The organism is Nocardia goodfellowii, from assembly GCF_017875645.1.
Classification (GTDB): Bacteria; Actinomycetota; Actinomycetes; order Mycobacteriales; family Mycobacteriaceae; genus Nocardia; species Nocardia goodfellowii.
On the sequence record NZ_JAGGMR010000001.1, the window covers coordinates 7,056,864 to 7,070,842 of the forward strand.

Annotated in this window: 9 protein-coding genes; 5 read left to right on the plus strand and 4 right to left on the minus strand. The window is 68.4% G+C overall.

The genetic code is table 11. The features are described from left to right. The first annotated feature begins 18 nt into the window (after positions 1-18). Both glgX and treY read left to right on the plus strand, forming a co-directional pair. Positions 19-2,136, plus strand: coding sequence for a glycogen debranching protein GlgX (glgX, locus tag BJ987_RS32735; protein ID WP_209896912.1), 2,118 nt, complete (start codon positions 19-21; stop codon positions 2,134-2,136). A gap of 6 nt (positions 2,137-2,142) precedes the next feature. Beyond that, complete coding sequence (gene treY, locus BJ987_RS32740; RefSeq protein WP_209896913.1) at positions 2,143-4,557, plus strand: malto-oligosyltrehalose synthase; 2,415 nt, start codon at positions 2,143-2,145, stop codon at positions 4,555-4,557. On the opposite strand, the gene BJ987_RS32745 is transcribed toward treY, so the two are convergent. After that, positions 4,447-5,772: a T6SS phospholipase effector Tle1-like catalytic domain-containing protein gene (locus tag BJ987_RS32745; protein WP_209896914.1), complete on the minus strand. Its 1,326-nt coding sequence runs from the start codon at positions 5,770-5,772 to the stop codon at positions 4,447-4,449. The two genes, treY and BJ987_RS32745, sit on opposite strands and share 111 nt — an antisense overlap. 170 nt (positions 5,773-5,942) lie before the next feature. On the opposite strand from BJ987_RS32745, the gene BJ987_RS32750 reads away from it, so the two are divergent. Then, a complete protein-coding gene (locus tag BJ987_RS32750) occupies positions 5,943-8,654 on the plus strand; it encodes an AAA family ATPase (protein ID WP_209896915.1) in 2,712 nt (903 codons plus the stop codon). A 4-nt stretch (positions 8,655-8,658) separates the two neighbouring features. On the opposite strand, the gene BJ987_RS32755 is transcribed toward BJ987_RS32750, so the two are convergent. Then, positions 8,659-8,898, minus strand: a complete 240-nt coding sequence (locus BJ987_RS32755) for a hypothetical protein (RefSeq protein ID WP_209896916.1) — start codon at positions 8,896-8,898, stop codon at positions 8,659-8,661. 107 nt (positions 8,899-9,005) lie between these two features. Here BJ987_RS32755 and BJ987_RS32760 point away from each other — a divergent pair, with 107 nt between their 5' ends. Both BJ987_RS32760 and ilvA read left to right on the plus strand, forming a co-directional pair. Further along, a complete protein-coding gene (locus BJ987_RS32760; RefSeq protein WP_209896917.1) occupies positions 9,006-9,440 on the plus strand; it encodes a nitroreductase family deazaflavin-dependent oxidoreductase in 435 nt (144 codons plus the stop codon). A gap of 66 nt (positions 9,441-9,506) precedes the next feature. Further along, positions 9,507-10,862 (plus strand): threonine ammonia-lyase IlvA, encoded by a 1,356-nt coding sequence (ilvA, locus tag BJ987_RS32765; RefSeq protein WP_209896918.1) that lies wholly within the window; start codon positions 9,507-9,509, stop codon positions 10,860-10,862. A 48-nt stretch (positions 10,863-10,910) separates the two neighbouring features. Here ilvA and BJ987_RS32770 read toward each other — a convergent pair whose 3' ends face one another. Both BJ987_RS32770 and treZ read right to left on the minus strand, forming a co-directional pair. Beyond that, positions 10,911-12,161, minus strand: a complete 1,251-nt coding sequence (locus tag BJ987_RS32770; protein ID WP_209896919.1) for a serine hydrolase domain-containing protein — start codon at positions 12,159-12,161, stop codon at positions 10,911-10,913. Positions 12,162-12,235: 74 nt separating this feature from the next. Further along, positions 12,236-13,966 (minus strand): malto-oligosyltrehalose trehalohydrolase, encoded by a 1,731-nt coding sequence (treZ, locus tag BJ987_RS32775; RefSeq protein WP_209896920.1) that lies wholly within the window; start codon positions 13,964-13,966, stop codon positions 12,236-12,238. Positions 13,967-13,979: the final 13 nt, after the last annotated feature.

Here is a 13,979-nt window from a genome sequence, read left to right on the forward strand (position 1 = left end):
TGCCGCTAGGGTCGAGATATGCCCCCGTCCGACGCAGCGCCCGGCCCGACTCCACTCGCTGTCTGGCCGGGCACCGCGTACCCGCTCGGCGCGACCTACGACGGTGCGGGCACCAATTTCTCGGTGTTCTCCGAAGTCGCCGACGCTGTGGACCTGTGCCTGATCGCCAAGGACGGTACCGAGACCAGGGTGGCGTTGGACGAGGTCGATACTTATGTCTGGCACGCCTACCTGCCGACCATCGGTCCTGGTCAGCGGTACGGCTTCCGGGTACACGGGCCCTACGATCCGGACCACGGATTCCGCTGTGATCCCAGTAAGTTGCTGCTCGATCCGTACGGCAAGGCATTCGACGGCGAATTCGGCAACGACCCGTCGCTGTACACCTTCGGCCTGGATTCGCTCGGGCACACCATGACCGGCGTGGTGATCAACCCGTTCTTCGACTGGGGCGCCGACCGTCCGCCGAATCGGCCGTATCACGAGACGGTGATCTACGAGGCGCACGTCAAAGGCATGACGATGACGCATCCGGAGATTCCCGAGGAGTTGCGCGGCACCTACGCGGGCATCGCGCATCCGGCGATCGTGGCGCACCTGAAAGCGCTGGGCGTCACCGCGATCGAGCTGATGCCGGTGCACCAATTCCTGCACGATCGGGTTCTGCTCGATCAGGGGTTGCGAAACTACTGGGGCTACAACAGCTTCGGCTATCTGGCACCGCACAACGAGTATGCCGCCAGCCCGCGCGGCGGCGCGGCGGTCACCGAGTTCAAGGCGATGGTGCGCGCGTTGCACGCAGAAGACATCGAGGTGATCCTCGACGTGGTCTACAACCACACCGCCGAGGGCAACCACTTCGGGCCGACCATCGGATTCCGCGGCATCGACAATGCCGCGTACTACCGTCTGGACGAGCAGAACCCCACGCACTACGTGGATTACACCGGCACCGGCAACAGCCTCAACGTGCGGCATCCGCACACGTTGCAGTTGATCATGGATTCGCTGCGCTACTGGGTGCTGGACATGCACGTCGACGGATTCCGCTTCGATCTGGCCGCGACCCTGGCCCGCGAGCTACACGACGTGGACAGGTTGTCCACGTTCTTCGATCTGGTGCAACAGGATCCGGTGGTCAGTCAGGTGAAGCTCATCGCCGAGCCGTGGGATGTCGGGGAGGGCGGTTACCAGGTCGGCAACTTCCCGGGCCTGTGGACCGAATGGAACGGCAAGTACCGCGATACCGTGCGCGACTATTGGCGGGGCGAACCGGCGACGTTGGGCGAGTTCGCTTCCCGGCTCACCGGCTCCTCGGATCTGTACGAGGCGACCGGTCGCCGGCCCAGCGCCAGCATCAACTTCATCACCGCGCACGACGGTTTCACGCTCCGAGACCTGGTGTCCTACAACGAGAAACACAACGCCGCCAACGGTGAGGACAATCGCGACGGCGAAAGCTACAACCGATCCTGGAACTGCGGGGTCGAGGGCCCGACCGACGATCCGGAGATTCTCGCGTTGCGGGCCAGGCAGTCTCGAAACCTACTTGCCACGCTGGTGCTCAGCCAGGGCACGCCGATGCTGGCACACGGCGACGAGATGGGCCGCACCCAGTACGGCAACAACAACGTCTATTGCCAGGACTCCGAGTTGTCCTGGATGGATTGGTCACTGGCGGAGACGAACTCGGAACTCTTGGAGTTCACTCGCCGCGTGATCGCCCTGCGCACCGAGCATCCGGTATTCCGGCGTCGCCGCTTCCTGGCCGGTCGGCCGGTCCGTCCGGCGGGCGACGTCCGCGATATCGCCTGGCTCAGCCCGGCCGGAGCCGAGATGACCGATGCCGACTGGGACAGCGAGTTCGGTAAGGCGCTGGCGGTGTATCTCGACGGCCACGGCATCCCGGAGCCGGGGCCCCGCGGGGAGCGCATTACCGACGACTCGTTCCTGCTGTGCTTCAATGCCCACGACCACGCGGTCGATTTCGTTCTCCCCGGCGCCGACTACGGTGCCGAATGGTCTGTCGTACTGGATTGTTCGGCGCCCGGCGGAAACGCCGAGGCCGGTTATCCGGCGGCCGCCACGCTCGCTGTTCCTGCCCGCTGTCTGCTCGTCCTCCGCTGTTCCGAGTAACCGCCTATGACTCACGACACCGATCCGCTGAAGCGGCCCCGCATCCGGGCCCGCCCGACCCCGGTTCGCAGCACCTACCGGCTACAACTGCGACCGGACGCGCTGACCTTCGCCGACGCCCGCGCCATCGCGGAATACCTGCAGCAACTGGGCATTTCGCACCTATACCTATCGCCGATCCTGACCGCGGCCCCCGGTTCGACACACGGCTACGACGTCACCGACCCGACCACCGTGTCGGCGGCGCTGGGCGGACCGCTCGGATTCAAAGCCCTAGCCGACGAGGTGCGCAGCCGCGGTATGGGTTTGATCGTGGACCTGGTGCCCAACCACGTCGGCGTCGCGGATCCGCGGCAGAATCCGTGGTGGTGGAACGTCCTGCGCAACGGCCGCGAGTCGAAGTTCGCGCACTTCTTCGATATCGACTGGAGCCCCGGCAACGGCGCGGGCGGGCGGCTGGCATTGCCGGTGCTGCAGAGTGAGAACGATCCGGCCAAACTGACGGTGGACCGCTCCGGCCCGGAACCCATGCTGGCCCTGCACGACCTGCGATTCCCGATCGCCCCGGACACCGACGGCGACAACGCGCTGCGCATCCACGACCAGCAGCACTACCGCCTGGTGAGCTGGAAATCGGGACTGTGCACCTACCGCCGGTTCTTCGCGATCAGCAGCCTGGCCGCCCTTCGCCAGGAGGATCCCGAGGTCTTCGAAATCACGCATCGGGAGCTGGCCGCCTGGTGCGACCACGACCTCATCGACGGCGTCCGGGTCGATCATCCGGACGGATTGTCTTATCCCAGCGCCTATCTGGCCAAACTACGACAGCTGATCGGGCCGCACCGGTTGTTGCTGGTGGAGAAGATCCTGGCCAACCGGGAACCGCTGGACCCCACGCTGCCGGTGGACGGCACCACCGGTTACGACGCGCTCGCCGGTCTCGGCGGCGTGCTGATCGACCCCGCGGGCGAGCAGGCGCTGACCGAATTGTCGCGCCGCGTCGCGGGTCACGGCAGCGACCGCGCCTGGTTCGGCGAAACCGAGCACCGCATCAAACGCGCGGTGGCCGAGACGATTCTGGCGCCGGAGATCCGCCGGCTGGTCGAGGCGATCAAACGGGATGCGGGCGTACCGGATTCCGACACCCTGTCGCTGACCAACGCCACCATCGAGGTGCTGGCCTTCATGCCGGTGTACCGGGTGGAGTACGCGCCGCTGGCCGGGATGACGGGCGCGATCATCGCCGAGGTGGAGCGGCGCAACGCCGAACTGACCACCCCGCTTTCGGTGCTGGTGGCGGCGCTGGGTGCGGACGGCGAAGCGGCGGTGCGGTTCGGACAGGTATGCGGTGCGATGACGGCCAAGGCGGTCGAGGACACCATGTTCTACCGGGCGGCCCGTCTGGTGTCGCTGCAGGAGGTGGGCGGCAACCCGGCCCGATTCGGCCACTCGCTCAACGAATTCCATCTCGCCAATATCGATCGTGCTCAACGCTGGCCGGCCACAATGACGACATTGTCCACGCACGACACCAAGCGTGGCGAGGACGTGCGGGCCCGGATCGGGCTGCTCTCGCAGGTGGCGGGTACCTGGTCCCGCGCGGTGGACTCCTGGCTGGGGATGACGCCCGCGCCCGATGGATCGACGGCACTGTTCCTGCTGCAGAACATGTTCGGCGTCTGGCCCGCCGACGGTCGCCCGGCCTCGTCGGTTCCCGGCCTGCGCGAACGACTGCATCTCTTCGCGGAGAAGGCGGTTCGTGAGGCGGGCACCGGATCCTGCTGGGAGGACCCGGATACCGAGTTCGAGACGGCGGTGCACGCCTGGATCGACGCGGTCATCGACGGACCGGTCGGGGCCGAACTGAGCGATCTGACCCACGATCTGGCGCCGCACGCGTGGTCGGATTCGCTGGCGCAGAAGCTGCTTCAGCTGTGCGGCCCCGGCATCCCCGATCTCTACCAGGGCTGCGAATTGTGGGAGGACTCGCTCGTAGACCCGGACAACCGGCGGCCGGTGGACTTCTCGGCGCGCACCGGCATGCTGCAATCGCTCACCGGCACACCGGCATTGGATCCCAGCGGGGCCGCGAAGATGTGGATCGTCGCCTACGCGCTGTGGTTGCGCCGGGAACGGCCCGACTGCTTCGTCGGAGGCACCTATCAGCCGTTGTTCGCCAACGGGGAGCAGGCGCGCCGGCTGGTCGCCTACACCCGCGGGCGAGTGGGCGAGGCCGCGGAGGTGCTGGTGGCGGCCACCAGGCATTCGGTCGGGCTCGCCGACCTCGGCTGGGGCGATACGACGCTGGAGCTACCGCAGGGCACCTGGACCGACCGGCTCACCGGTCACACGTTCGCCGGCCGCACCCGGCTGGAGAAGATGTTCGCCCGGCTGCCGGTAGCTCTGCTCGTACGGTCCTGACAGATCGCAGGTATCCGGCGTGACCGTGCTCGCGTCGGGCGCCGGGATCTTCTCGATCAGTTCCGCCGGGACCGCGCCGCCGAGCTCGGTCTGCCACTGCCGCAGGTTGTACGGCCCGTAGTTGGTGGTTTCGTCCACCGTGGAGGCCAGCAGGACACCGTGATCGTTCTCCACGCGCATGCGCCGCCAGGAGTTCCAGTAGAACCGTGGCGGGATCGTTCCGCGCGGGCCGAGGCGACTGACAGCGCCGCGCAGGGTGCGCAGTGCGTTCAGCACGACGTAGGCCGCGCCGAGCGAGTTGTGCCGCAAGAGATGCTTCTCCTTGCCCGCGCACCGCTCGGACAGCTCGTCCAGGCGTTGCCGGTCGAAAGCCAGACCTTCGGCCTCCGCCTCGCCGACCATCCAGCGCAGGGTGATATCGGACAGACCGCACTCGGCGTACCCGCCGCCGATATCGCTGTGCACTCCCTCGAACCACACCTGCTTGACCCGGTCGTTACCCCGGCGCTTGATGCGGCGGTACTTCCGCCCCAATTCGACCGGCACCTGCCACAGACACGGCTCGAAGTTGCGCCGCCGCTCGTCGATGGCCAGGGCCTGGCGCGCGCACAGCACCCGCTCGGACAGATCCGTGTTGTGGAAGCGGTGCCGCCACGCGGTCAGCCCGGGCACACCGAGCGCGCCCACGGTGTCGAAGACACCGATGAAATCGATGTCGAAACGAGGATGACTGTGTTCGGCGCGGAATTTCTCCCAGTCGGTCTCGACGGGCGGTTTCCGCCACGGCAGCAGCCGGTTCTTGCCGCGCCGCCGGTACATCCGGAAGGCCTGCGGATAGAAGCCGCCGATCATCGATTCGGGGGTCATGATCCCGATCCGATCGATCAGCCCGATCAAACTGCGGGCGGTGTAAGCGCCACGGCTGAACCCGAAGACGAAGATCTCGTCACCAGGCTCCCAATTCACCGCGACCTGCCAGTAGGCCGCCGAGAGATTGGCTTCCAGCCCGAGTCCGAACGCGCCACCGATCAGCCGGTCCGCCGTGAATCCCCTTGCGCCGGGACCGGATACGTAGATGACATGCTGGCGGACCGGCTCCCCGTCCGGACCTGGCGCTTGCGGCTGGACCGTCTGCGCGATCTTGACGATATTCGAGACCGTGTCGCTGTTCTCGGCTTTCCAGGTGCCATCGCAACACACAACCAGACGTTTCATAGGTAAATCGTCCCCTTGGATCCCCGTCGAAACCTGCGTACCCGACTACCCGAATCATCGGAAGCGGCGCACCGTTCGTTAATGAAATACCGAAAAGCTTCGCTGGGGCCACCCAATTTCCGATTTCGGCCGAGTACGGGAGTGCGCTGATTCCCGGTTACGGTGTGGACATGCTCCATGGACGAGAAGCCGAACAAGCGGAAATCGATCGGCTGCTCACCGGGGCGCGCGCGGGGCGCAGCGGCGCGCTGGTCCTGCGCGGCGAACCGGGGATCGGCAAGACCGCGCTGTTGGACTACGCCGCTGCCCAAGGCATTCCCACCGTGCGCAGCGCCGGTATCGAGTCCGAAGCGGAACTGCCATTCGCGGCACTGCATCTGCTGCTGCGGCCGGGGCTCGCCCTGCTGGACACCCTGCCCGTGCGGCAGCGCGCCGCCCTGCAGGCCGCCTTCGGGCTGGGCGACGGCGAACCCGCCGACCGCATGCTGGTCGGACTCGCGGTGCTGTCGCTGCTGGCCGAGGAGTCCACCGACGGGCCGCTGCTGTGCTTGATCGATGACGCGCACTGGCTGGACCGGGCGTCGGCGGAGACACTGCTGTTCGTGGCGCGGCGACTCGAGGCCGAGGGTGTCGTGGTCATCTTCGCTACCCGCGCCGGCGACAGCGACTTTCCGGCCCCCGGCCTGCCGGAACTCGCGCTGACCGGCCTGCGGCAGGATGCGGCGGCGGCGCTGGTGGACAGTCGAGCTCCGGATCTCGCTCCGGCGACGCGCTACCGGCTGCTCACCGAGGCCTACGGAAATCCGCTGGCATTGCTGGAACTGCCGGCCCTGCTGGCGACGGAGGCACCGGGTTCGGGACCGAATCCGCTGCCGCTGACCCAGCGGTTGCAGGTCGCCTTTCACGGCCAGGTGAGCCGGCTGCCCGCCCGGACCCGGGCGCTGCTCGTCGTCGCCGCCGCGGCGGGGACCGATGACCTGGCGACGATTCTGCGGGCCGCCACGCCGCTCGGCGCGGAACTGGCGGACCTGCAGCCGGCGCAAGACGCGGGGTTGGTGCACAGCGACGGCCGGGCGCTCGGGTTCCGGCATCCGCTACTGCGCTCCGCTGTCTATCAGGGGACACCCCTGGCACAGCGCCTGGCCGCCCACGCCGCACTGGCCGACGCGCTCATCGCCCCGGAGGACGCCGATCTGCGCGCCTGGCATCTCGCCTCCGCCGCCACCGGCCCCGACGAAACCACCGCGGCCGCGTTGGAGGACAGCGCCGAGCGGGCCCGGCGGCGCAGTGGGTACTCCGGCGCCGTCGCCGCCTACGAACGGGCGGCCGGATTGAGCACCGACCCGGCCGCGCGGGTCCGCCGTCTGGTGGCGGCGGCCGAAACCGCCGGGGAGGCCGGCCAATTGGACCGCGCGGGCATTCTCGCCGAACGCGCGGCCGCCATGATCGGACCGGAACAGGGCGCGGACGACGGGCGGACAGCCCTGCTGCGGGCCCGGCTCGATCTGGTGCGCGCAACCGCGGAATTCGGTGCAGGCAAACCACTTCCGGCCCACCGCCGGTTGCTCGCCGGCGCCGAGCCGGTGCGCACCCGGGATCCGGCGCGCGCCGCCCGGATGCTCGCCCAGGCCGTGCACGCCGCCTGGTACCTCGGCCCCGGCGAGCTCGCGGAGGTCGCCGACCACCTGACCGCTCTGGCCCTGCCCGACACCGAGCCGCTGGCACACATCACCCGATACACCGTGGCCGCCATCGAGGGCCGCTACACCGTCGACCTGCGGACCGCGGCCGCCGACGCGCGGCGCGCCGGCGCGGACAGCCCGCGCGACCTGGTGCAGATGTGCGGTGCGGGATTGGTTGTGGGACAAGATGATCAGGTCAGCGAGCTGGCGAATGAGCTCATCTCCGAATGCCGGGAACAGGGCCGCCTCGCGCTGCTGCCCGCCCTGCTGTTCTTCCGCGCCGAAGCCGAAACCTATCTCGGCCGCCCCACCGAGGCACGCCTCGCGGCCACCGAGGGTCTGCGGATCGCGACCGACATCGGGCAGGCGCACTGGGTCAGCCAGCAGTGGGCGTGCCTGGGGTATCTCTCCGCGCTGGCGGGCCGGGAACAGGAGTGCCGGGACTCGGCCGATCAGGCGCTGGCCGCGGAGCTCGGTGGACCGGACGCACCCGGCGCCACCTGGGCGCACGCGGCGCTCGGGCTGCTCGAACTCGGACAGGGCAAGGTCGACAGCGCGCTGGCGCGATTCGAACTGCTGGCGGTGGAGCCCGCGGCCCACCATGTCATCGGCTTGCGCACTCTGCCGGATCTGGTGGAAGCCGCGGTGCGCCTGGGCAATTCGGAGCGCGCCGAGCAAGCACTGACGCGCCTGGAAGCCTGGGCCGCGCGGTCCGCGCAGACCTGGGTCGGTGCGCTCGCGCACCGTTGCCGGGCACTGACCGGGCCGGATGACCAGGCGGAGCGGCATTTTCAGACGGCACTCGAACTGGGCGGCCGGCCGTTCGAGCAGGCTCGCACGCAATTGCTGTATGGCGAGTGGCTGCGTCGCATCCGGCGAAAAGTCGACGCCCGCAATCAATTACAGCCCGCACTGGAAACGTTCGACCGCCTCGAGGCCGGGCCCTGGGCGGACCGCGCTCGCACCGAACTCGGCGCGCTCGGTGTCGGGGCTACGGCCCGCCCGGCCGCCGGTGTGCTGGCCGGGCTCACCCCGCAGGAGCTACAGATCGTGCGGCTCGCGGCGCAGGGCATGTCGAACCGGGACATCGCGGCGCAGTTGTTCCTGAGCCCGCGCACGGTGGGACACCACCTTTACAAGGCGTATCCGAAACTGGGAGTGGTATCGCGAGGTGAGTTGGCCGCGCTGCCGCTGGAGTGAGCGCTCAGTGCGCGGCGAGCATCCGGTCGGCGCGACCGGATGTAGCCGCGCGCCGTGTTCCGGTATGCCCGAGGACCCAGCGACCGGCGGCGACCGCGGCGCCTACCAGGACCGCGGCCTGCAACGACCCGGTGACCAGGGCCAAGATCAGCGCTACCAGCAAGCCCGCGGCGAGCGCCTCGAGCTTGAACACCGGCCACGCGGAACCCGCGATATCAACCGTGTGGGGGTAGACCGTCCGCATGTCTTCAGGATATACGCACAGCGAAGTTCGGTCCACCGAACATTCGAGGGTGTGCGCAACCCGACACCGCCGGGAACACCACCGGTCTCGAACGCGTTCTCCCGGTTATGCCACTAACAGGAGAATACGCACCGAGCACCTCCGATTGGGCCCGTGAGCAGGCCGAAACGTATGAGAACTCCGGCGGCACCGAGGGCACGGAACTGCAGGGCAAACCTGTCATCCTGCTGACCACGAAGGGCGCCAAGACCGGCCTGCTGCGCAAGACGCCGCTGATGCGGGTCGAGCACGACGGCGAGTACGCCGTGGTCGCCTCGCTGGGCGGCGCGCCCAAGCACCCGGTCTGGTACTACAACATCAAGGCCCACCCCGAGGTCGAACTGCGCGACGGCACCGTCACCAAGGATTACACCGCGCGCGAGGTCACCGGCGACGAGAAGGCGCTGTGGTGGGATCGGGCGGTGGCGGTCTGGCCGGAATACGCCAATTATCAGAAGAAGACCACGCGCGAGATTCCGGTTTTCGTGCTTACGCCGAAGTAACCCTCGCAACCGGTTCGCCCCCACCCGCCGCGTCCGGCCGATGCGGCGGGTGGCAGCATATTTCGGGTGTCCAATCCGCTTGATGTGATCGACGATCTGTCCAAATCCCGTCCCGTGCTCACCGCGGACGAGATCGACGCCGCCGCCAAGCGAATTTCCGACATTATCGAGCCGACCCCCCTGCAGTTCAGCCCGCGCCTATCCACGTTGTCGGGCGCGCGGGTCTACCTCAAGCGCGAAGACCTGACCGCCGTGCGCTCCTACAAGTTGCGCGGCGCCTACAACTTGATCGTGCAGCTCACCGCCGCCGAGCGGGCCGCCGGTGTGGTGGCGGCCAGCGCCGGCAACCACGCGCAGGGTGTGGCCTTCGCCTGTCAGGCGATGCGGATCAAGGGCCGCATCTACGTCCCGACCACCACCCCGAAGCAGAAGCGCGACCGGATCAAGGTGCACGGCGGCGATTTCGTCGAGCTGATCGCGATCGGTGAGACCTACGACGCCGCTGCCGCCGCCGCGGCCGACGATGTCGCGCGCACCGGCGCGACCATGGTGCCGCCGTTCGACGACCCGCGCACCGCCGCCGGGCAGGGCACCATCGCCGCCGAGGTTCTCGACCAGCTCGGGGCGGCGCCGGATTTGATGGTGGTGCCGGTGGGCGGCGGGGGCTGCCTCGCCGGTATCGGCACCTATCTGCGCGAACGCGCGCCGCAGACCGCGATTCTCGCCGCCGAGCCGGGTGGCGCGGCCTCGATGACCGCGGCGCTGGTCGCGGGCGGACCGGTGACGTTGCCGGAGATCGATCCCTTCGTCGACGGGGCCGCGGTCCGCCGGATCGGCGCGCTGCCGTACGCGGCGGTCACCAGCTTCGGCGGCCGGGCGCGCTCGCATGCTTCGCTACCGCTGTTGACCTCCACCGAATCCCCCAGTGGCGCAGGCTCTTTCCGGGTGATGCAGGTGGACGAGGGCGCGATCTGCACCGCCATGCTGGAGCTGTATCAGAACGAGGGCATCATCGCCGAACCGGCGGGCGCGCTGGCGGTGGCGGCGCTGGCCGAGGTCGAGGTGGAGCCGGGTTCCACGGTGGTGTGCCTGGTGTCGGGCGGCAACAACGACGTGTCCCGCTACGGCGAGATCATCGAGCGATCGCTGGTGCACCGCGGCCTGAAGCACTACTTCCTGGTGGACTTCCCGCAGGAGCCGGGCGCGCTGCGGCGGTTCCTCAACGAGGTGCTCGGTCCGGACGACGACATCACCCTGTTCGAATACGTCAAACGCAACAACCGGGAAACCGGCGCTGCGCTGGTCGGTATCGAGCTCGGCGCACCGGACGGGCTGGTTTCACTGTTGGAGCGGATGCGGGAATCACCGATTCAATGCGAGCGGCTGGAACCCGGCTCGCCGGCGTACCGCTATCTGACGTAGTTCCCCGACTTCCGCCCGGTCCGCTGCCACTCGGACCGGGCGGCCGTCTTACGCCGCTGCCTCGCGCGGTGGCGCTACAGCGACACGCCTGCTCGCGCGCAGGCAGTTCATGGTCAACGGCAGCAGCCACATGGCCGACACCTGGTCGATACCCATCTGCGGCAGGGCCAACCGGTTGTGCACGAAGCCGACCGAGAGCCCCAGTCGCGGTTCCACCCAGCCGAACGAACCGCCCAGGCCGATGTGACCGAACCCGCCGTGGGCTCCCGGCGCGGGCAGCGAGTGGTAGCCGAGGTGCCACATCATGGGGATATAGAACAGGGTGCGGTCGACCTTGTAGCTGCGGATCCGGCGGATCGCCTGGACCGTGTGCGGCGACAGATATTGCCGCCCATCCGGCGTGCGGCCTTCGACCAGTGCGCCGTAGAGGGTGGCCAGGCCGGACGCGGTGCACACGCCGTTGCCCGCGGCGAGTTCGGTGGCCAGGATCGGCGGGAATTCGCCCTTCAGGATGCCCTCCATACCGGGCATGAACAGGGCACGGGCGGCAGCGCCCGCCGCACCGGGGAAGCCGTGGGAGCGCCCGAGCAGGAGCGCGCCGAGCGGTCGGCCGAGCAGTTCGAGCTGATTGCCCGCCAGCGGCGCGTAGGTGGTCGTGGCGTTTACCGGCGGGCGGCCGAGGTGGATGCCGTCGGTACCGAGGGGCTCGGCGACCTCGGTGCGGAACAGGGTCGCCATGTTCTGCCCGGTGACGGCGCGGGCCAAACCGGCCAGCAGCCAGCCGAGGGTGAGTGCGTGATAGGCCGGGAAGCCCAGCAGGTGATCGGGCTTCGCGGCCGCGAGTCGCTGCTCCATCAGCTCGTGATCGAGGACTTCGGTGGGGTCGGCGGCGAGTTTGCTGATCCCGGACAGACCGGCGCTGTGCGTCAGCACCTGGGCGACGGTGATGGATCCCTTGCCGTTGGCCGCGAATTCGGGCCAGTATTCGGCGACCGGGGCGCGGTAATCGATGAGTCCGCGGTCGGCCAGGCGGTGGATGACCGTGGCGGCGATACCTTTGGTGGCGGAGAAGATGATCGAGCCGGTGTCCGCGGTCCACGGTTTCCCCGCGGCGGAGCCGGTGGAGATGTCGACCAGCGTCTCGCCGTGGCGCCGCACCACCAATCCGGCGCCCGCGCCCCGGCGCTGCCCGAAGGTGCGGGCGAACACTTTGACCAGCGGCCCGAACTCGACAGCGGCGCTACCACTCACCCCCCGCGGGAGTGCCAGTAGTTCCCCGGACGAAGCCACGTTGCTCATTACTCCACGGTAATAGCAGAGATCAGGGCGGGCAATGTCCGTCTCGGACAGTTATTGCCTTGAGCGATAACGATTTACGAACATGGCGTGGGGCCGGTGTCGAGAATGGTGAAGGAGTGAGCAGGGAGAACGGTGTGGCCAGAGCGGCGGACCGGCGGTGTCCAGGACAGAACCTCGACGCCGGTCACCGGGATCTCGACCGGATCGGCCGAGAGATTACAGAGCAACCGGAGTGCCCCGCGGTGCACTGTCAGCCAACGCGTCTCCTCGTTGTAGTCGACCGTGACCTGCGCCAGCCAGGGGTCGGTGATCTCGGCGCGGGCGCGGCGCAGCGCGATCAGCGCGCGATAACAGGCCAGCAGCTCGGAGTTCGCGGATTCTTCCCAGTCGAGTGTGGAACGCAGAAAAGTTCGCGGGTCCTGGGGATCCGGCACCTCGTCGGAAGACCAGCCATGCGCCGCGAACTCCGCCTTGCGACCGGCCGCCGTGGCCGCGCCGACCACCGGATCGGTGTGCGAGGTGAAGAACTGGAACGGGGTCCGCGCGCCCCACTCCTCCCCCATGAAAAGCATCGGTGTGTACGGCGAGAACAACACCAGCGCGGCTTTGACGGCGAGCTGACCGGCGGACAGGTAGGCGCTGGGGCGGTCACCGAGGGCACGGTTGCCGATCTGGTCATGAGTGCAGGTGTAAGCCAGTAAAGCGCTGGCGGGCAACAGATTCCGGTCGATGGGACGGCCATGGACGCGACCGCGAAAGCTCGAATAGGTTCCGGCATGGAAGAAACCGTGCGTGTAGGTCCGCGCGAGGGTGGCCAGGGAACCGAAATCGGCGTAGTAGCCCTGCCTTTCACCCGAGACGGCGGCATGGATCGCGTGGTGCAGATCGTCGTTCCACTGACCGGCCAGACCGTAACCGCCGGCGGCGCGCGGGGTCACCAGCCGGGGATCGTTGAGATCGCTCTCGGCGATCAGGGTCAGTGGACGGCGCAGGTGGGCGGCGAAAGTCGCGGTCTCGGTGGCTAATTCGGCGAGCAGGTGGGTGGCGGTGCGGTCGACGAGGGCGTGCACCGCGTCCAGCCGGAGGGCGTCGATGTGGAAGTCCCGAAACCAGCGCAGCGCGTTGTCGATGATGAAGCGGCGCACCGTATCCGAGCCCGGTCCGTCCAGGTTCAGACTCTGACCCCAGGTGTTGCGGCCCTCGGTCAGATATGGCCCGAAGCGCGGCAGGTAGTTGCCGGAGGGGCCGAGGTGGTTGTAGACGACGTCCAGCGCGACAGCCAATCCCTTTGCGTGGCAGGCGTTCACGAACCGCTGCAAACCGTCCGGGCCGCCGTAGGGTTCGTGCACCGCGTACCAGAGCACACCGTCGTAGCCCCAGTTGTGGCTGCCGTCGAATGCGTTCACGGGCATGAGCTCGACCACGGTGATGCCGAGATCCACCAGGTGGTCGAGGCGTTCGATGGCGGCGTCGAAAGTTCCCGCGGGAGTGAAGGTTCCGATGTGCAGTTCATAGAACACCGCACCTGGCAACGGCCGTCCGGTCCACGCGGCGTCGGTCCAGACCGCGAGATCCAGCGCATGCACCGCCGAGCGACCGTGCACGCCCTGGGGCTGGCGGGCCGAACGCGGATCCGGTAATACGGCGGCATCGTCGTCGAGTTGGAAGCCGTACCGGGCACCGGGTGCGGCGGGCCGCTCGATCCACCACCAGCCTCCGGGCCGGGCCGCCATCGGGTATCCCGAGCCCTCCAGCACCAGGCGCACCGTCGAGGCGCTGGGCGCCCAAACCTCGAACAACGTCATCCCGACACCCTGC

What these genes read in the sequence shown, in the direction of transcription:
- glgX (WP_209896912.1), top strand. Translation starts at nt 19, where the DNA reads ATGCCCCCGTCCGACGCAGCGCCCGGCCCGACTCCACTCGCTGTCTGG.
- treY (WP_209896913.1), top strand. Translation starts at nt 2,143, where the DNA reads ATGACTCACGACACCGATCCGCTGAAGCGGCCCCGCATCCGGGCCCGC.
- BJ987_RS32745 (WP_209896914.1), bottom strand. Translation starts at nt 5,772, where the DNA reads ATGAAACGTCTGGTTGTGTGTTGCGATGGCACCTGGAAAGCCGAGAAC.
- BJ987_RS32750 (WP_209896915.1), top strand. Translation starts at nt 5,943, where the DNA reads ATGCTCCATGGACGAGAAGCCGAACAAGCGGAAATCGATCGGCTGCTC.
- BJ987_RS32755 (WP_209896916.1), bottom strand. Translation starts at nt 8,898, where the DNA reads ATGCGGACGGTCTACCCCCACACGGTTGATATCGCGGGTTCCGCGTGG.
- BJ987_RS32760 (WP_209896917.1), top strand. Translation starts at nt 9,006, where the DNA reads ATGCCACTAACAGGAGAATACGCACCGAGCACCTCCGATTGGGCCCGT.
- BJ987_RS32770 (WP_209896919.1), bottom strand. Translation starts at nt 12,161, where the DNA reads ATGAGCAACGTGGCTTCGTCCGGGGAACTACTGGCACTCCCGCGGGGG.
- treZ (WP_209896920.1), bottom strand. Translation starts at nt 13,966, where the DNA reads ATGACGTTGTTCGAGGTTTGGGCGCCCAGCGCCTCGACGGTGCGCCTG.